Origin of the sequence: Burkholderia sp. KCJ3K979 (genome assembly GCF_016759955.1) — a bacterium.
GTDB classification, from domain to species: domain Bacteria; phylum Pseudomonadota; class Gammaproteobacteria; order Burkholderiales; family Burkholderiaceae; genus Burkholderia; species Burkholderia orbicola.
On record NZ_JACFYV010000068.1, the window covers coordinates 14,334 to 31,959 of the forward strand.

Genomic DNA, 17,626 nt, shown 5'->3' on the forward strand with positions numbered 1-17,626 from the left:
TGGTCAAACGTCGAACGGCATCCGGCATCTACCAGCTCGCATCGAGCCCGAGATGCCGCAGCGCGTCGTGCCGCAATTCGGCGAGGCGCGGGTCGCCGCGATGGCGCGGGTAGGGCAGGTCGACGCGCAGTTCGGCGACGATCGTTGCCGGGCGCGGCCCGAACACGATCACGCGCTGCGCGAGGAACAGCGCTTCTTCCACATCGTGCGTGACGAGCAGCGCGGAGAAACCGTCGCGTTGCCACAGTGCGGTCAACTCGGCCTGCATCGTGAGCCGCGTCAGCGAATCGAGCTTGCCGAGCGGCTCGTCGAGGATCAGCAGGCGCGGATCGTTGACGAGCGCGCGGGCGAGCGCGACGCGCTGCGCCATCCCGCCGGACAACTGATGCGGGAACACGTTCGCGAAGTCCTGCAGCCCGACGCGCGCGAGCGCATCGTCGACGCGATGCTGCGCGGTACGCGCCACGCCGCGTGCTTCGAGGCCGAGCGAGACGTTCGCGCGCACGCGCCGCCACGGGTACAGCGTCGGGTCCTGGAACACGACGATGCGCGACGGATCGGGGCGCTCGATCGGCACGCCATCCTGCGCGATGGTGCCTTGACGCGCGGCGTCGAGTCCCGCCACGAGGCGCAGCAGCGTCGATTTCCCGCAGCCGCTTGGGCCGAGCAGCGCGACGAATTCGCCGGCCGCGATCGACAGCGACACGTCGTCGAGCACCGGCAGCGCGCCGCCGGGGCCGTCGAACGCATGGCTCACGCGGCGGATGTCGATGCGCGCGCCGCGCGGCGGCGTGACGGCGGGCGCCGCGGCAGTGGCCGCGGACGGTTCGAGTACGGCGGCGCTTACCATTTGACGGTTCCTTTCTGCCACGCGAGCACACGGTCGCGCACGGCGAACAGCAGCGCGATCAGCCCGGAAAACAGCAGCGCCATCACGATCAGCGCCGCATACATGTTCACGTACGACGCCCAGCCCTGCGCCCAGCTCAAATACCAGCCGAGCCCCGACTTGACGCCCATCATCTCGGCGACGACCAACACGGTGAACGACGCGCTCAGCCCCATGAAGATGCCGACGAACACGTGCGGCAGCGCGGCCGGAATCGCGACGCGCAGCACGAGGAAGCGTGCGTTCGCGCCGAGCGTGCGCGCGACGTCGTAGTACTGCTTGTTCACGCTCGCGACACCGGACCACGTGAGCACGGCAACCGGGAAGCCCGTCGCCAGCGCGATCAGGAACGCGGCGGCCGAATAGCTCGACGGGAAGAAGTAGAACGTGAGCGGCAGCAGCGCGGTGGCCGGCACCGGCCCGAGCACGCGCAGCACCGGATGCACCCAGTAGCCGATCCGGCGCGACCAGCCGATCGACACGCCGACCGCGAAGCCGACCGTGACGCCGTACGCGAAGCCGAGCGCGAGCAGCTTCAGTGTGTTGGCGGCGCTGCCGGCGAGGCGCGGCCAGTCGTCGACGTAGACCTCGATCAGCGCCTGCGGCGGCGCGAAGAACGGCGTCGGCAGCCAGCCGGTTTTGGCGGTGACGATTTCCCACGCGGCGAGCACGAGCGGCAGCGCGACGAGCCACGGGCCGGCCGGGCGTACCCGCGCGAGCCGCGGGCGGGTCGCCGCAACCCGATGGCCGAGCGTCGCGGCGACGAGCAACAGCGCGGCGATCGTCCACGCGGCCGTGCCGAACGTGTCGGTGTACGCCCAGTCGCTGAAGCCGACGATCCGGTTCGGCCACAGTTGCGTGAGCGCGCCGAGCGCGGCCCACGCGAATGCGGCGGCGATCCCGGTCGGCCAGATGCGCTCGCGCCGCGCCTGCGCGGCCAGCGTGGCTTCGCACGTCGTGCAGGCTGCGCGCGCGGAACCGGAAGCGGAAGCGGAAGCGTTGGCGGCGGCGCCGGCCGGAGCCGACGCGGTACGTGCGGCGGAAGCGTGTTCGATCGTCGACATCGCGTTACCCCAGTACGTTCGCATAGACCTGCTGCGCGAAGCGCTGCGGGTCCGTGCTCTTCTTCAGCACGCTGATGCGGCGGAAATCGTCCGCATAGAACGCGATTTCCTGCTGCAGGTCGACGTTGGTCGGGTGATGCGTGTAGGTGAGCGTCGCATACAGCTTGCGCAGATCCTCGGGGCTGATCTTCGGCGAATACTTGGCGAACACCTTCGCGGCTTCGTTCGGGTTGTCGTGCGTGTACTCGGTGGCCTGCACGATCGAGCGCGCGAGCGCGGCGGCCGACGGCCGGTCGTTGCGCACGAGGTCGCCGCGCGCGCCGATCACGCAGCACACCTTGCGCGCGTATTCGCCGGACAGGTTGGTCGCGAGTTCGGTGTACGCGCCGTTGCTGCGCTTTTCGAGCAGATACAGATTCGGGTCGCCGTCGGCGATCGCGTGGATTTCGCCCTTGTCGACCGCGACGCCGAGCAGGTCGGCCGGATACTGTCGCCACGTGATGTCGCGCTCCGGATCGACGCCGTTCTTCGCGAGCAGGATCGAGAAAAAGTGCTTGCCGGGCGCGGCGAGATCGCTGACGCCGACGGTCTTGCCTTTCAGCGCCTGCAGCGTCGTGACGCCGGCCGCCTTCGCGCCGAGCAGGCGCACGCAGCCGCCGTGCGAACTGCCGATGATCTTCACGTCGAAGCCGGCTTCGAGCGGCTTCAGCCAGCGGTGGATCATCCCGACCGCCGCGTCGGCCTTGCCGGTCGCGATCGATTCGAGCAGTTGATCGGTCGAGCCGCTGTAGTTGATCAGCTCGACCTGCAGCCCGTTCTTCTCGAAGAAGCCGCGCTCCTGCGCGACGACGATCGGCGTCAGGCAGAACGCGTTCTGGTTCCACGCGAACGTGAGTTTCTTCAGCGGCGGCGCGGACCACGCCTTGCGGCCGAGCGTGATCGCAGGGACGGCGAGCGCGGCGGCGCCGGCCGCGCGCAGCAGCCGGCGGCGTTGGTCGTCGTGCGTGTCGGCGGACGCGGGTGCGGTGGTGTGGGTCATTGTGTGGTCTCCGGGTGGCGCAAGGTCGGCTCAGTCGAGCAGATCGGGTTCGTCGGCGACGACGCGCGCGAACAGGCTGTCGAACGCATGCAGCGCACCGTCGGGGCCGCCGATCTGGCCATGCGTATGACGCGCGGTCGCGTGATCGATCGGTTGCGGCGTGCCGGCCGCTTCGGCCAGCAACTGCGTGTGCGCGGCGTTGTCGAGCGCGATGTACCACCACGCGGCGGCCTCGACCGTCGGGCCGGCCGTCAGGATGCCGTGGTTCTTCAGGATCACGCCCTTGTGCGTGGTGCCGTCCGGCTTCGCGAGCGCATCGGCGATCCGCGCGCCTTCGCTGGTGTCGACGATCATCCCCGTGAAATCGTCGAACAGCGCGTGGTCTTCATAGAACACGCACGCGTCCTGCGTGAGCGGATCGAGCGGGCGGCCGAGCGTCGACCAGGCCTTGCCGTAGGTCGAATGCGTGTGCGCGGCGGCGACGACGTGCGGATGGGCTTCGTGGATCGCCGCATGGATCGCGAACGCGGCCTTGTTCAGCGGCCGCTGGCCGATCGCGGTTTCGCCGCGCGCGTTGACGAGCAGCAGGTCGGAGACCTTGATCTGCGAGAAATGCACGCCGAGCGGATTCACCCAGAAATGATCGGGCAACTCCGGATCGCGCGCGGTGATGTGGCCGGCGAGGCCCGACGCGAAGCCGAAGCGCGCGAACAGGCGGAACGCGGCCGCGAGCCGCTCCTGCCGGTGGCGGCGCTCGGCGGCCACGTCGATGCGCGGCGCGGGCGGATCGAACCAGAAATGCTGGCGCGGGGTATCGGCGAGTACGAGTCCCGATGCGGTACGGTCGGGCGACGAAAGGACGGCGGACATGGTGGCGTGGGGCTCCGTATGGTTCCGTGGGGCTCAGGCGGCGCGGCGGGCCGCGTCGCGTGCGGCGACGGCGCCGCGCACGCGCGGAATCAGTTCGCGGCCGTAGTCGATCGCGTCTTCGAGCGGATCGAAGCCGCGGATCAGGAACGTCGTCACGCCGAGGTCGTAGTAGTCGAGCAGCGCGTCGGCGACCTGTTCGGGCGTGCCGACGAGCGCCGTCGAATTCGAGCGCGCGCCGGTGAGCTTCGCGATCTCGGTCCACAGCCGCTTGTCGACGCGCGAGCCGCGCTCGGCAGCGGCGAGCAGGCGGCGCGCGCCTTCGCTCTGCTGCGGGCCGCCGGCGCCGAGCCCGGCCGCTTCGCGCAGCCGGCGCGTTTCGTCGAGGATGCGGTGCGCGCGCGCCCATGCTTCGTCCTCGGTCGCCGCGAGGATCGGGCGGAACGACACGGAGAAGCGCACCTGGCGGCCGTGCTTCGCGGCTTCGGCGCGCACGCGCGTCGTCAGGTCGCGCACCTGGTCGAGCGATTCGCCCCACAGCGCGTAGACGTCCGCGTGCTTGCCGGCCACCGCGAGCGCCGCGTCCGACGCACCGCCGAAGTAGATCGGCACATGCGGCTGCTGGAACGGCTTCACTTCCGAGAAACCCTGCTTGAACCGGTAGTGCGCGCCGTCGTGATCGAACGGCTGCGGTTCCGTCCAGATCCGCCGCAGGATGCCCAGGTATTCGTCGGTGCGCGCATAGCGTGCGTCGTGATCGAGGAAATCGCCGTCGCGCTGCTGCTCGCTGTCCGAGCCGCCGGAGATGAAGTGCACGGCGAGCCGGCCGCGGCTGAACTGGTCGAGCGTCGCGATCTGCCGCGCGGCGAGCGTCGGCGCGGTGAAGCCCGGGCGATGCGCGAGCATGAAGTGGATGCGCTCGGTCGCGGCCGCCGCGAACGCGATCGTCAGCGTCGCCGACGGGCCGGTCGAGTGATGCGGCACGAGGATCCGGTCGAAGCCGGCCGTTTCGTGGGCGCGGGCAAAGTCGCGCACATAGTCGGGATCGACCACGGGGCCGGACGCCGGGTGGATTTCCGACTGTTTCTGGCTCTGGATCATGCCGATGAATTCGACGCTCATCTGGGTCTCCGGTGCAGGGATGTCCCGGCGCACGGCCGGGCAGGAATGGAGCGCAGGTTAACGCCGGGATCATGCGGAACGGAAATAATCAATCCCGATTTGAATATCAGATTTGCATGGTTTGGGGGCGCATGCGTTGCGCATACGCTGTGGGCTCGTGAATGATCGGGCGCGCGTGGGTGCCGCCTTCTTGCCGCCGTGTTCGACCTACCCAGGGAATCCGTTTCGATGTCCGCCAGCCTTGCCGCTTCCTCGCCGCCACCGCAACCTGCGCTGCGTCTTCTGCCCGCCGACCTTGCCAAAGCTGCCGACGCCGCCGACGAGACGAACGACGCGCGCCTCGCCGCGCTGCTCGAGCGCCTCGCCCCCGAACTCGCCGCCGATGCGGCCCGCAACGACGTCGACGGCCGCTTTCCGCACGAGAACTTCGCGCGGCTGCATCGTGCCGGGCTGATCGCGCAGGTCGTGCCGCGCGAACATGGCGGCGCCGGGGCGACGCTCGCGCAGGCGAGCCGGATCGTCGCGGCCGTCGCCGGGGCCGATCCCGCCACCGCGCTGGTGCTGACGATGACGTATCTGCAGCATCGCGCGCTCGGCCGCGCCGACAACCGCTGGCCGGCGCAGGTGCGGCGCGCGGTGTTCGACAGCGCGGTCGCGCACGGCGCGCTGATCAATGCGCTGCGCGTCGAGCCGGCGCTCGGTTCGCCGTCGCGCGGCGGGCTGCCGGCGACCATTGCGCGCCGCGACGGCGACGGCTGGCGGCTGTCGGGCCACAAGCTCTACAGCACCGGCATTCCGGCGCTGCGCTGGCTGGCCGTGTGGGCGCGCACCGACGAACCGGCGCCGCGCGTCGGCGTGTTTCTCGTGCCGCGCGAGCGCGCGACCGACGGCGAGCGCATCCGCGTGATCGAAAGCTGGAATCATCTTGGCCTGCGCGCATCGGGCAGCCATGAAGTCGTGTTCGACGACGTGCCGCTGCCGGCCGAATATGCGGTCGACGTGCGCGCGCCGGACGCATGGGTCGTGTCGGCCGCCACCCATGCGGATGCCGACGCGCAGGCCGATCAGCAGGCGTGGATGGTCGCGCTACTCGGCAGCCTGTACGACGCGGTGGCGCGCGCATCGCGCGACTGGCTGGTCGAATTCGCGACGACGCGTGCGCCGAGCGGGCTCGGCGCGCCGCTCGCGACGCTGCCGCGCGTGCAGGAGGCGGTCGGCGAAATCGAGGGCTGGCTGCACACGAACCGCGTGCTGCTCGACGATCACATCGCGCGCACCGACGCCGGCAACGCGCCGTCGGTGACGACCAGCGGTCTCGTCAAGCGCACCGTGACCGAGCAGGCGATCCGGACGGTCGAGCAGGCGCTGAAACTGTCGGGCAATCACGGGTTGAGCCGCACCAATCCGCTGGAGCGCCACTATCGCGATGTGCTGTGCAGCCGCGTGCATACGCCGCAGGACGATGCGATCGCGGTGGCGGCGGGGCGGGCGGTGCTCGATGCGGCACCGCGCGGGCAGACGCATGCGCAGGCCGACGCGACGTCACGCAACGGGATCGAACGCGGCCCGCGTGATGCGTGAGCCGGGCCGGGTTGCCACGCACGGAAATCGCAAGGCGGGAGGCAGGCGCTGCGCGATGGCCGAGGCCACCACGGCTACGTTAGGCGGCCTTGTCGTGCGATCGCTCGGGCAGCGCGAACGCGGCGCGCGCATGCGCGGCGATGGTCGCGAGCGGCGCGTCGAAACGGGCCGCATCGTGCCGGCGCAGCAGCCAGAGATCGATCTGCGGCTTGAAATCGGCGAGTGGCACGATGTCGAGCGCGTCGCGCAGCGGGCTGCGTTCGACGAGCGGCAGCGGCATCAGCCCGAGGCCGAACCCGTTCGCGACGCTCTGCAGTTGCAGGTCGCGGCCGTACGCATCGAGCGTGACCGGCATCGGCAGGCCCTGCGCGTCGAGCGCGCGCCGCAGGCCCGCACGAAAGCCGCAGCCGTCCGGATTGAGCACCCAGCCGCGCGCGTGGCAATCGGCGAGCCGGTAGCTGCGGCGCGGCCAGTCGCCCTTGCGGCCGACCGCGACGAGCCGCGTGTCCAGCAGCCGAACGCCTTCGACCTGCGCCGGCAGCACCATTTCGCGGGCGAGGAAGACGAGTGCCGCATCGAGTTCGCGGCGGGCGATGCGTTCGACGAGCAGGCCGCCCCATGCGGTCGTGACCTGCGTCGCGAGCGCGGGCCATTGCGCGGCGAGATCGCCGATGAGTGCCGGCAGCATCAGCTCGCCGAGCCCCTGCGTGAGCCCGATCCGGAATTCGCCGGCCGGCGGCTGCTGGCCGGCCGTCAGTTCGCGCAGCGCGTCGACCTCGCGCAGGATCGCGCGACACTGTTCGAACACCTGCCGGCCGATGTCGGTCGGGCGCGGCGGCTTCGTGTTGCGGTCGAGCAGCGTCACGCCGAGCGCTTCCTCGAGATTCTGGACGCGCCGCGTGATCGCGGGCTGCGTCATCCCGAGCTCGGCCGCGGCCTGGCTCAGGGTCTGGCAGCGGACGACCGCTGCAAAAGCGTCGATATCGCTAATTTTCATGTTTGTTCTGCATGGTCTTTCAGGTGCATCATGACGATCCATCATATTCGGCATCATATTCGAGGAGACGGCCGATGAGTACGCTTTCGTTGCAACAGACGCCGTTGAGGCCGTTCGTCGAGGGTCTGGATGCGCTGCTCGCGTCCGGCGCGAACGAGGCGCGCATTCTCGACGAGGGCGGCGCGCTGCTCGCCGCGCTCGTCGAACACGACGACTGGTTGCCCGACGCGTTCGCGCAGCCCGATCCCGAGCGCTACCGGCAGTACCTGCTGCATCTCGACCCGGACGAACGCTTCTCGATCGTCAGCTTCGTGTGGGGGCCCGGCCAGGCGACGCCGATTCACGACCACACGGTGTGGGGGCTGATCGGGATGCTGCGCGGCGGCGAGTTCTCGCAGCCGTACCGGTTCGACACGGCCGGCAAGCCGGTGCCCGCCGGCGACGCCGTGCGGCTGCGGCCGGGCGAGGTCGAGGCCGTGTCGCCGCGCATCGGCGACGTGCATCGCGTGACCAACGCGTTCGCCGACCAGGTATCGATCAGCATCCACGTGTACGGCGCGAACATCGGCAAGGTCGAGCGCGCCGTGTACCTGGACGACGGGACCGTGAAGCCGTTCGTGTCGGGCTATTCGAATGCCTGATGCACGGCCCGCTCGCGTGGCCCGTTGCGGGGGCGCGCTGGCAGGGCCAAGCTCGAGCCGTTCCGCTTTCTTCATCGACTTCAACCTATTCAACACTGAGACATCGTGACGCAATCCGCCGATTCCATTTCCCGCTTTCCCGTCGCGTCGTACCAGGACGTACGCGCACGCCTGCTGGCCCGCGACGAGATCGCGCTGATCGACGTACGCGAGGAAGATCCGTACGCACAGGGCCACCCGCTGTGGGCGGCCAACTTTCCGTTGTCGAAGCTCGAACTCGACGCATGGACGCGGATTCCGCGCCGCGACACGCCGATCGTCGTGTTCGGCGAGGCAGGCGGCGAGGATCTCGCGCCGCGCGCGGCCGCGGCGCTCGCGCGGCTCGGCTACACCGACGTGCGGCTGCTCGACGGCGGCCTCGCGGGCTGGGTCGCGGCGGGCGGCGAACTGTTCATCGACGTGAACGTGCCGAGCAAGTCGTTCGGCGAATGGGTCGAGGCGGAGCGCCATACGCCGTCGCTGTCCGCGCAGGAGGTGCAGGCGCTGATCGATGCGAAAGCCGATGTCGTGATCGTCGACGCGCGCCGCTTCGACGAGTACCAGACGATGAACATCCCGACGTCGACCAGCGTGCCGGGCGCGGAACTCGTGCTGCGCGTGCGCGCGCTCGCACCGGATCCGAAGACGCAGGTGATCGTCAACTGCGCGGGCCGCACGCGCAGCATCATCGGCACGCAGTCGCTCGTCAACGCGGGGCTGCCGAATCCGGTCGCCGCGCTGCGCAACGGCACGATCGGCTGGACGCTGGCGGGCCAGACGCTCGAGCACGGTGCCGCGCGTCGCTTTCCGGACGAGATCGACGCGACGCAGCGGGCCGAAGCCCGTCAGGCTGCCCGCGCGGTGGCCGAGCGCGCGGGCGTGCCGCGCATCGCGCTCGAGGACGTCGCCGCGCTCGACGAACCGGGCCGCACGCTGTACCGCTTCGACGTGCGCACGCCCGAGGAATACGAAGCCGGGCATCTGCCGGGCTTCCTGAGCACGCCGGGCGGCCAGCTCGTGCAGGAGACCGACCATCACGCGGCCGTGCGCGGCGCGCGGATCGTGCTGGCCGACGACGACGGCGTGCGCGCGGACATGACCGCTTCGTGGCTTGCCCAGATGGGCTGGGACGTGCGCGTGGTCGAGCCGGCCGGCACCGCGGCATTCACCGGGCGCGGCCAGCCGCCGCGCGACGTGCCGGCGACGCCGCCCGCCGCCGACGTGTCGCCTGCGACGCTCGCCGGCTGGCTGAAGGAGGCCGCGCCCGGCGAGCTCGCGATCGTCGACGTGACGGCCAGCGCGAACTACGTGAAGCGCCATATTCCCGGCGCGTGGTTTGCCGTGCGCGCGCAGTTGCGCGACGCGCTGGCGGCGATTCCGCCCGCGAAGCGCTACGTGTTCACGTGCGGCTCGAGCCTGCTCGCGCGGTTCGCGGCGGATGACGCGCGTGCGCTGCTGCCGGCATCGGCCGAGATCCGGGTGCTGACCGGCGGCACGGCCGCGTGGATCGACGCCGGGCTGCCGCTGGAGAGCGGCGAGACGCATCTGGCGTCGCCGCGCGTGGATCGCTACCGGCGTCCGTACGAAGGCACCGACAACGCGGCCGCCGCGATGCAGGCGTATCTCGACTGGGAATACGGGCTGGTCGACCAGTTGAAGCGGGACGGCACGCACCACTTCAACGTGATCTGAGCGATGCGGGGCAACCGGGCGCGGCACGTCGTGCGCGGCGCCCGGTCACGAAGCGGATCGGCGCTTCGTATCAGCGCTTGAACGTATCGACGGCCGTGCGGCCGACGGCCGGATCGTCGGTGAAGAAGCCGTCGATCCCCGCGCGCAGGTACGCCTGGATCTCGCGCACCGAGCCGGCCGTGTTGCGCGTGGCCGGCGTGCCGCCGTCCTTCAGCGACGCAGGCAGGAAGTTGTTCTCCGGACGGAACGTGTACGGATGCACGACGAGACCGGCCTCGTGCGCGTAGCGCACGTACGGCGTCGGCTGCTGCAGCGTGCCGTCCGCGGCGACCGCGATGATCGACGTCTTGTACGGCCCGACGCCGTTCGCATAGGTCGCGATCTCGCGCATGCCGTCGCGCGTCGACAGGTCGCCGTAGGTGCGCGTGTCGTTCGCCTTCACGAAGTCGTACGGGCGCTGCTGCGCTTCGTCCATCAACTGCACGAGCTTCCAGTTCGGCTGGCTCGACTTGATCCGGTTGCGGATCGCCTTCAGGTTCGCGACTTCGAACGACTGGATGTAGACGGTCGCCGTGCGCGACGTGTACGCATCCTTCAGCAGCGCGTCGACGAGGCGATCCTCGAGCGGCAGGCCGATCGACTGGAAGTAGGTTGGATGCTTGGTTTCCGGGTACAGGTGGATCGTGCGGCCGGTCTGCGCGGACATCTGCTTCGCGAGCGCGACGATCTCGTCGAACGTCGGAATCTCGAACTGGTCGTTGTACGCGGTATTGGCCGGGCGCACCTGCGGGATGCGCTCGCGCGCCCGCAGCGTCTTCAGCTCGGCGAGCGTGAAATCCTCGGTGAACCAGCCCGTCAACTGCGCGCCGTCGATCATCTTGGTCGCCTTGCGGCTCGCGAATTGCGGCAGCGCGGACACGTTCGTCGTGCCCGAGATCTCGTTTTCGTGGCGCGCGACGAGCACGCCGTCGCGGGTCGACACGAGGTCGGGCTCGATCACGTCCGCGCCGTCCTCGATCGCCTTGCGGTACGACGCCAGCGTGTGTTCGGGGCGCAGCGCGCTCGCGCCGCGATGGCCGACCACCTGGACCTTCGCGGAAATCGGCTGCGTGGGATCGCGCGTCAGATCGTCGTCGCCGCCGCACGCGGCGAGTAGGCACGCGGCGGCACAGGCGAACGGGACGTAGCGCAGGGAGGTCGGGCGCTTGGGGAGCATGTTGATGAACCTTCGAAACGGAGTCGGAAAGGAGTCGGAAAAGGGCGCTCGCGCCGGCGGCCCGGCGGGGAGCCCGGGCTGAACGGAGTCGAACGGTGCGCGATCGTCGCATCGAATAATTACATATGTATTACTTCTGCCTTTCCGTTTTGTTTTGAAGGCGCGACGTGCAGGGCAGCGCGAGTGACGGCGGGCTGCTGCGCACCACATTCCGGCCGTCGCAACGAGTTCGTGCGCCGGATGCACTAAACTTGCGGGAATTTTGCATCGCCGCAGCGGGGCCGACGCCCGCCTGGCGCGACGATGCGGCGACTCGCGGGCCGGCGCGGGCGCCCGGCGCCCGTGTGCGTCGGGGCCCGCGCCGGCCGATTTTTCCCGACCCATGACGACCCATACCGATCCCGCCTATCTGCTCGGCGAGCTGCTGAAGAACGTTTCCCGCTCCTTCTACCTGACGCTGCGCGTGCTGCCCGACGGCATGCGCGACCCGGTCGGCCTCGCGTATCTGCTCGCGCGCGCGGCCGACACGATCGCCGACACGGCGCTCGTCGCGCCCGATCGCCGCGCGGCGCTGCTGACCGACCTGCGCGACGACATCGAACGGCTCGGCGACGGCGCGGCGCTGTCGCGTTCGCTCGAGGACGTGACGCGGATGCAGACCGATTCGCACGAACACCTGCTGCTCGGTTCGATGGCGCCGATGCTCGCGCTGCTGCGCGCGCAGCCGGAGGCCGATCGCGCGTCGATCCGCAAGGTCGTCGCGACGCTCACCGCGGGGATGGAGTTCGACCTGCGCACGTTTCCGCACGAGCAGTCGGGGCAGGTCGCCTCGCTGCCCACGCGCGACATGCTCGACCGCTACACGTACCTGGTCGCGGGCTGCGTCGGCGAGTTCTGGACCGACATGACGGGCGCGCACACGCGCGCCGCGCGCAGCTGGGATCTGCCGCACATGCGCGAGAAGGGAATCCGTTTCGGCAAGGCGCTGCAGATGACCAACATCCTGCGCGACTGCGCGAAGGACCTGCGCATCGGCCGCTGCTACCTGCCCGACGACGTGCTGGGCGCACACGGGCTCGTGGCGGCCGACCTGATGCAGCCGGAAGCATCGGAACGTGCGCGCGGCGTGCTGGTCGACCTGCTGCGCGTCGCACTCGACCAGTATCGCGACGCCTGCCTGTATACGCTCGCGATTCCGCGTCGTTTCGTGCGGCTGCGGCTCGCCTGCCTGTGGCCGATCATGATCGGCCTCGAAACGCTCGAACTGCTGGCCGGCCACGCGGCGTGGCTCGACCCGGCGAAGCCGGCCAAGGTGCCGAGAAAGCGCGTCTACCGGATCATGGCGGCGTCGCTCGCGCTGGTCGGCTCGAACACGGCGGTCCGTTCGCGTCTGACCGCGCTCGCCGATGCGGTGAACGCGCAGCTCGCGCGCCCCGCCACGCAGCACTGAAGACCGCCGGCGCGGCAGGCGCCGGCATCGCCTCCGGCCCGCGTTCGTCGGGCCGTTCCCGTCCGGCCTCCGGCACGCCGGCTAAAAACGTTTTCATGATTTCGTGTCTCGAAATGTGGGTGTCACGAACGTGGGCGATCCTGCGCGGCGGCGTGAATCGCGGCGTCAGCTTCGATCGCGCATTTGTAAGACCTTTTGGTGCCGAAGGCGTCTGACGACATTGGACGGTCGTGGTGCACCCGTAAAAATGTAAAGCTAGGGTTTTCACCGGCAAATGCCGGAAACGCCCGCCGCACAAGCTTTTCGGGCTGTCATGTAACCGTTTGGTGAACCCGCGCGTTGCGTCGATCATACGATGACCGACTGCACATGTTGGGAAACAATTGGTAATCCGTCAGAATCGCGTCGGCATGTACTCGCACATGTGTCGGTCATAAAACCACACCAGAAAAGAAACATTCTTTGAGGACGGAGAATCAATGAAAAAGCGCGTCGCTTTCGCCATGACGGCAGTCGGTCTCGCAGCCGCTACCGCCGCCCACGCCCAGAGCAGCGTGACCCTGTACGGTATCGTCGACAACGGTATCGCTTGGCAGAACAACTCGTCGGCAGTCGGCGCAACCTCGGGTGGTCACTCGAAGGTGCAGATGTCCACCGGCGTGTGGGCAGGCAGCCGCTTCGGCCTGAAGGGCAGCGAAGATCTCGGCGGCGGCACGAAGGCGATTTTCCAGTTGGAAGCCGGCGTCAACACGGCTAATGGCTCGTCGCAGTGGACCAACGGCATCTTCACGCGTCAGGCATGGGTTGGCCTGACCAACGCCACGTACGGTACGCTGACGGCCGGCCGCCAGTACACCGCGTACTACACGCTGCTGTCGCCGTACAGCCCGACGACCTGGCTGACCGGTTACTACGGCGCGCACCCGGGCGATATCGATTCGCTGGATACCAGCTACCGCGCGAACAACTCGCTCGTCTACATGTCGCCGAAGTTCTACGGCTTCACGGTCGGCGGTTCGTACTCGTTCGGCGGCGTCGCAGGCGCGACGAACCGCGGCTCGACGTGGAGTGCGGCGATCCAGTACCTGAACGGCCCGGCAGGCATCGCGGTCGGCTATCAGAAGGTCAACAACTCGACGCTCGGCGGCGGCGTGTGGGGCGCGAACTCGACGGTCCAGAACGGCCTGACGGCAGCGGGCGACGGCAACCAGCCGGCAGTCTCGTCGATCAACAACGGCTACGCGACCGCGCAATCGCAGCAGCGTATCGCCGTGACGGCGGGCTACCAGTTCACGCCGGCATGGGATATTTCGGCGTCGTACTCGAACGTCCAGTACACGCCGGGCACGGGTTCGTTCTTCCGGAACAAGGCAATCTTCAACACGGCTGGCGCCGTGCTGCACTGGAAGGCAGCTGCTCAGTGGGACTTCGCGGCAGGCTACTCGTACACGGCCGCAACGCAGTCGAACGGCATCACGAGCTCGGCCAAGTACCACCAGGTCACGCTGTCGCAGTACTACAGCCTGTCGAAGCGCACGGGCCTGTACGCGGTTGAGGCTTACCAGCACGCAAGCGGCAACACGCTGAACGGCCGCGGCAACGCAATCATCTCGGCGACCACGTCGATCGGTGACGGCGTGGGCGCAGGTTCGAAGCAGAACCAGATCGGCGTCGGCGTCGGCATGATCCACCGCTTCTAAATGTCGCGCGGCGCGCGAGCGCCGCTCACGGCATGCGGTATGAAAACCGGCCTTCGGGCCGGTTTTTTCGTTTACGTCGCGAGCCGATGCACGATCCGTCGGATCACTGATCGATCGGCGACTTCAGCGGCTGATGCTCGCCCGTCAGCCCGAACACCACGAGCTGCGCGGGCTCGGTCGCGCTCGCGTTGCGCGACACCTGATGGCGCGAGCCGGGCGGCTCGTACCAGCCTTCGCCGGCGCGATAGCGGCGCAGCGGGCCGCCGTTCACCTGCGACAGCACTTCGCCTTTCGACACGACGGCGAACACCGAGCCGAGGTGCTTGTGCGCTTCGGACGCCTGACCGGGCGCATAGTCGACCGTCGCGACGACCACCAGTTTGCCGGGCGCCTCGGGCACGGCTTGCTGCATGATCGCGTGCACGCTGTCGGCGGCGTCGTGCGCATGGGCGGCGGCCGGCAGCGCCGCGGCGAGCACGAGCCCGGCGTACAGCGCGGCGCGATGGAGCGGAGAGCGGCTCATCGTCGGCTCCTCACTCGGGCATCTTGCGGAACGCGATCGCGAAGCGGTTCCACGAGTTGATCGTCGCGATCAGCATCGACAGGTCGAACAGTTCCTCGTCGGTGAAGTGCGGCTTCACGGCTTCCCAGACGGCGTCGGGCACGTGGTTGCCGGCCACCAGCGTCAGCGCCTCGGTCCATTCCAGGGCCGCGCGTTCGCGCTCGGTGAAGAACGGCGTTTCGCGCCACGTGACGACGGTCGCGAGACGGCGGTCGGTTTCGCCGCCCTTGCGCGCGTCGGTCGTGTGCATGTCGACGCAGAACGCGCAGCCGTTGATCTGCGACGCGCGCAGGCGGACGAGTTCGGCGAGCGGCTTCTCGATCGAGCTCTTCGCGAGGAATTCCTCGGCGTTGCGCATCACCTTGATCGCATTCGGGCTGGCGGCATAGAAATTCAGGCGAGGTTGCATGGCAGGTCCTTTTCGGTTGGGTAGCGCCGGGGTGGCGCGACAGGACCTACTTTACGAGTCGCACTGGCCTGCTTGAATAGCCAATTTCATGGAAATTCAGGTAACCAGCGGCGACCCACCCACCGTGCCGGCATCCAGCAATCCCGCCAGCTTCGCGAGCGCCGTGTCGATGCGCAGCGCGTCGATTCCGCCATAGCCGAACAGCAGCCCCGGGCGCACCGGCACGCCCACGTGGAACGCGGAGATCCCGTACAGGCCGATGTCTTGCGCCCGTGCGGCGCGGACCAGCGCCGCTTCGTCGAGCCCCGGCTTCAGGTGCGCGGCGAGATGAATGCCGGCGGTCGGCACGATCGCATCGAACCACGGCGCGAGTGCGCCGCGCAGGTGCGCGACCAGCATCTTGCGGCGCGCATCGTAGTGCTTCTGCACGCGTTTCAGGTGCCGCGCGAAATCGCCTTCGTGCATGAAACGCGCGAGCGCCGCCTGCGTCAGCGTGCAGGTGTGCCAGTCGACGATCTGCTTCGCCTTGGCCAGCGCGCCGCGCAGCGCGCGCGGCGGAATCGCGTAGCCGATCCGCAGTTCGGGAAAGATCGTCTTCGAGAACGTGCCGACGTACGCGACGAGGCCCGTGCGGTCGAGGCTCTTCAGCGATTCGACCGGCCGGCCCTCGAAGCGGAATTCGCCGTCGTAATCGTCCTCGATGATCACCGCGCGGCGGCGCTGCGCCCATTCGAGCAGCGCGACGCGGCGCTCGAGCGTCATCGGCATGCCGAGCGGGAACTGATGCGACGGCGTCACGTAGACGAGCCGCGCGTCGTCCGGCAGCCGTTCCGTGACGAGTCCCTGGGCATCGACCGGCACGCCGATCACCGTCGCGCCGAGCGACGCGAACGCGGCGCGCGCGGGTGGATAGCCGGGGTCCTCGACCGCGACGACGTCGCCCGGCCGCACGACGACGCGCGCGAGCAGGTCGAGCGCCTGCTGCGCGCCTTGCGTGACGAGCACGTCGTCCCAGCTGCAGGCGACCGCGCGGCTGAATCCCGCGTAGCGCGCGATCGCGCCGCGCAATTGCGGATCGCCGGCCGGATCGTGGTACTGGCCGGGGCCGCGCGCTTGCTGGCGCAGCGCGTGATGCAGGCAGCGCCGCCATGCGTCGAACGGGAACAGCGTCTTGTCGGTCACGCCGCCGCGGAAGTCGAAGCCTGGCGAATCCTGCGGCGCGGGCATCGCGAGCGCGTCGGGCAGGTCGTTCCACAGCGCGCGCGCATCGACCGCATCGATGCGGGGCCGCTCGTCGACGATCGACGGCGCCGATGTCACCGCGGCGTGCGGCACGCGCGCGAGGCCGTCGGCGACGAACGTGCCGTCGCCGGTGCGCGTAGTCAGGTAGCCCTCGGCCACCAGGCGCTCGAATGCGTCGAGCGTCGTCTTGCGCGACACGCCGAGTTGTTTCGCGAGATCGCGCGTCGACGGCAGCCGCGCACCGCCTTCGAGACGCCCGTCGACGATCGCGGTGCGCAGTTGCCGGAAGATTTGCCCCGTCAGGTCGTGACGGCCTTCGATGCGGATCGCGATGTCCATCGCAGTGGTTACCTCGATTCGTGTGATTTCACCTCGATCAGCATACCGGAACTCGACCGCGCCGGCGGCGGTTCCGGGCTCGCACCCGCACCGGCCCTCGCGCGATTGGACCGCCGTGCGCTGCTGCCTTACGATCCACCACAAACCTCACCGCGGAGCAACCTCATGCTGTCCGAAGACGAACTGGCGCTGCTCGACGCGATCCGCGCCACCGGCAGCCTGTCGCGTGCCGCCGCGCGGCTCGGCAAGGCGCCGTCGACGGTGTCGCATGCGGCGCGCCAGCTCGAAACGCGGTTCGACGCGCTGCTGTTCGACCGGCGCGGCTACCGGCTGCAGCTCACGCCGGCCGGACAATTGCTGACCGACGAGGCGGCGCGGCTGGCGCTCGACGTCGCCCGGCTGACGCAGCGCGTGCGGCAGGTCGCGAGCGGCTGGGAGGACCGGCTGTGGATCGTCAGCGACGAGGTGCTGGAGTTCGATACGCTCCTGCCGGTCGTCCGCGCGTTCGATGCGCTCGATTCCGGCGTGTCGCTGCGTTTCACGCACGAGGTGCTTGGTGGAACCTGGGAAGCGTTGCGCGACGGCCGCGCGGATCTGGTCGTCGGCGCGACCAACGAGCCGCCGGCGATGCCGGGCCTCAAATGGTTCGAACTCGGCGCGATGGAGTGGGTGTTCGCGGTGTCGCCGCGCCATCCGCTGGCGGCCGCGAGCGGGGTGCTGACGCGCGACGCGATCGGTGCGCACCGCTCGGTCGTCGTCGCCGATTCGTCACGGCGG

The 17,626-nt window shown here is 69.3% G+C and carries 16 protein-coding genes; 6 read left to right on the top strand and 10 right to left on the bottom strand.

Annotated elements, in window-relative coordinates; all coding sequences use genetic code 11:
* Window positions 1-28: 28 nt before the first annotated feature.
* From H3O04_RS16830 to H3O04_RS16850, 5 genes are read right to left on the bottom strand one after another with little or no spacing between them, the layout of a single operon-like run.
* Window positions 29-850, bottom strand: coding sequence for an ABC transporter ATP-binding protein (locus tag H3O04_RS16830; protein WP_202588087.1), 822 nt, complete (start codon window positions 848-850; stop codon window positions 29-31).
* Window positions 844-1,953 (bottom strand): ABC transporter permease, encoded by a 1,110-nt coding sequence (locus tag H3O04_RS16835; protein ID WP_202588095.1) that lies wholly within the window; start codon window positions 1,951-1,953, stop codon window positions 844-846. Before H3O04_RS16835 ends, H3O04_RS16830 begins: the two co-directional genes overlap by 7 nt.
* A 4-nt stretch (window positions 1,954-1,957) precedes the next feature.
* Window positions 1,958-2,992 carry an ABC transporter substrate-binding protein gene (locus H3O04_RS16840; RefSeq protein ID WP_202588088.1) on the bottom strand — a complete coding sequence of 345 codons (1,035 nt, stop codon included), beginning with the start codon at window positions 2,990-2,992 and terminating at the stop codon, window positions 1,958-1,960.
* 30 nt (window positions 2,993-3,022) lie between these two features.
* Window positions 3,023-3,862, bottom strand: coding sequence for a class II aldolase/adducin family protein (locus H3O04_RS16845; protein WP_043887901.1), 840 nt, complete (start codon window positions 3,860-3,862; stop codon window positions 3,023-3,025).
* Between the two features lie 33 nt (window positions 3,863-3,895).
* On the bottom strand, window positions 3,896-4,981 hold the full coding sequence (locus tag H3O04_RS16850) for an LLM class flavin-dependent oxidoreductase (RefSeq protein WP_023476895.1): 1,086 nt from the start codon (window positions 4,979-4,981) through the stop codon (window positions 3,896-3,898).
* 228 nt (window positions 4,982-5,209) lie between these two features.
* On the opposite strand from H3O04_RS16850, the gene H3O04_RS16855 reads away from it, so the two are divergent.
* A complete protein-coding gene (locus H3O04_RS16855; protein WP_105798194.1) occupies window positions 5,210-6,562 on the top strand; it encodes an acyl-CoA dehydrogenase family protein in 1,353 nt (450 codons plus the stop codon).
* Window positions 6,563-6,641: 79 nt separating this feature from the next.
* On the opposite strand, the gene H3O04_RS16860 is transcribed toward H3O04_RS16855, so the two are convergent.
* Window positions 6,642-7,616 carry a LysR family transcriptional regulator gene (locus H3O04_RS16860; RefSeq protein ID WP_171984280.1) on the bottom strand — a complete coding sequence of 325 codons (975 nt, stop codon included), beginning with the start codon at window positions 7,614-7,616 and terminating at the stop codon, window positions 6,642-6,644.
* A 17-nt stretch (window positions 7,617-7,633) separates the two neighbouring features.
* On the opposite strand from H3O04_RS16860, the gene H3O04_RS16865 reads away from it, so the two are divergent.
* Together H3O04_RS16865 and H3O04_RS16870 are read left to right on the top strand one after the other, a co-directional pair.
* The gene (locus tag H3O04_RS16865) at window positions 7,634-8,200 is read left to right on the top strand and encodes a cysteine dioxygenase (protein ID WP_034174826.1); all 567 of its coding nucleotides are present in this window, start codon (window positions 7,634-7,636) and stop codon (window positions 8,198-8,200) included.
* 105 nt (window positions 8,201-8,305) lie between these two features.
* Window positions 8,306-9,931: a rhodanese-like domain-containing protein gene (locus H3O04_RS16870; protein WP_202588089.1), complete on the top strand. Its 1,626-nt coding sequence runs from the start codon at window positions 8,306-8,308 to the stop codon at window positions 9,929-9,931.
* A 70-nt stretch (window positions 9,932-10,001) separates the two neighbouring features.
* On the opposite strand, the gene H3O04_RS16875 is transcribed toward H3O04_RS16870, so the two are convergent.
* On the bottom strand, window positions 10,002-11,147 hold the full coding sequence (locus H3O04_RS16875) for a glycerophosphodiester phosphodiesterase (RefSeq protein WP_202588090.1): 1,146 nt from the start codon (window positions 11,145-11,147) through the stop codon (window positions 10,002-10,004).
* A 382-nt stretch (window positions 11,148-11,529) separates the two neighbouring features.
* On the opposite strand from H3O04_RS16875, the gene H3O04_RS16880 reads away from it, so the two are divergent.
* On the top strand, window positions 11,530-12,597 hold the full coding sequence (locus H3O04_RS16880; protein WP_202588091.1) for a squalene/phytoene synthase family protein: 1,068 nt from the start codon (window positions 11,530-11,532) through the stop codon (window positions 12,595-12,597).
* A 479-nt stretch (window positions 12,598-13,076) separates the two neighbouring features.
* A complete protein-coding gene (locus H3O04_RS16885; RefSeq protein WP_011547814.1) occupies window positions 13,077-14,297 on the top strand; it encodes a porin in 1,221 nt (406 codons plus the stop codon).
* Between the two features lie 103 nt (window positions 14,298-14,400).
* Here the strand turns inward: H3O04_RS16885 and H3O04_RS16890 are convergent, their stop codons facing one another.
* From H3O04_RS16890 to pdxR, 3 genes are all read right to left on the bottom strand, one after another.
* Complete coding sequence (locus H3O04_RS16890) at window positions 14,401-14,820, bottom strand: cupin domain-containing protein (protein ID WP_202588092.1); 420 nt, start codon at window positions 14,818-14,820, stop codon at window positions 14,401-14,403.
* 10 nt (window positions 14,821-14,830) lie between these two features.
* Window positions 14,831-15,268 carry a carboxymuconolactone decarboxylase family protein gene (locus H3O04_RS16895; protein ID WP_027805767.1) on the bottom strand — a complete coding sequence of 146 codons (438 nt, stop codon included), beginning with the start codon at window positions 15,266-15,268 and terminating at the stop codon, window positions 14,831-14,833.
* Between the two features lie 96 nt (window positions 15,269-15,364).
* Window positions 15,365-16,849 carry a MocR-like pyridoxine biosynthesis transcription factor PdxR gene (gene pdxR / locus H3O04_RS16900; protein ID WP_202588093.1) on the bottom strand — a complete coding sequence of 495 codons (1,485 nt, stop codon included), beginning with the start codon at window positions 16,847-16,849 and terminating at the stop codon, window positions 15,365-15,367.
* Window positions 16,850-17,014: 165 nt separating this feature from the next.
* Here pdxR and H3O04_RS16905 point away from each other — a divergent pair.
* On the top strand, window positions 17,015-17,626 hold a 612-nt coding region (locus H3O04_RS16905), incomplete at its 3' end, for a LysR family transcriptional regulator (RefSeq protein WP_202588094.1).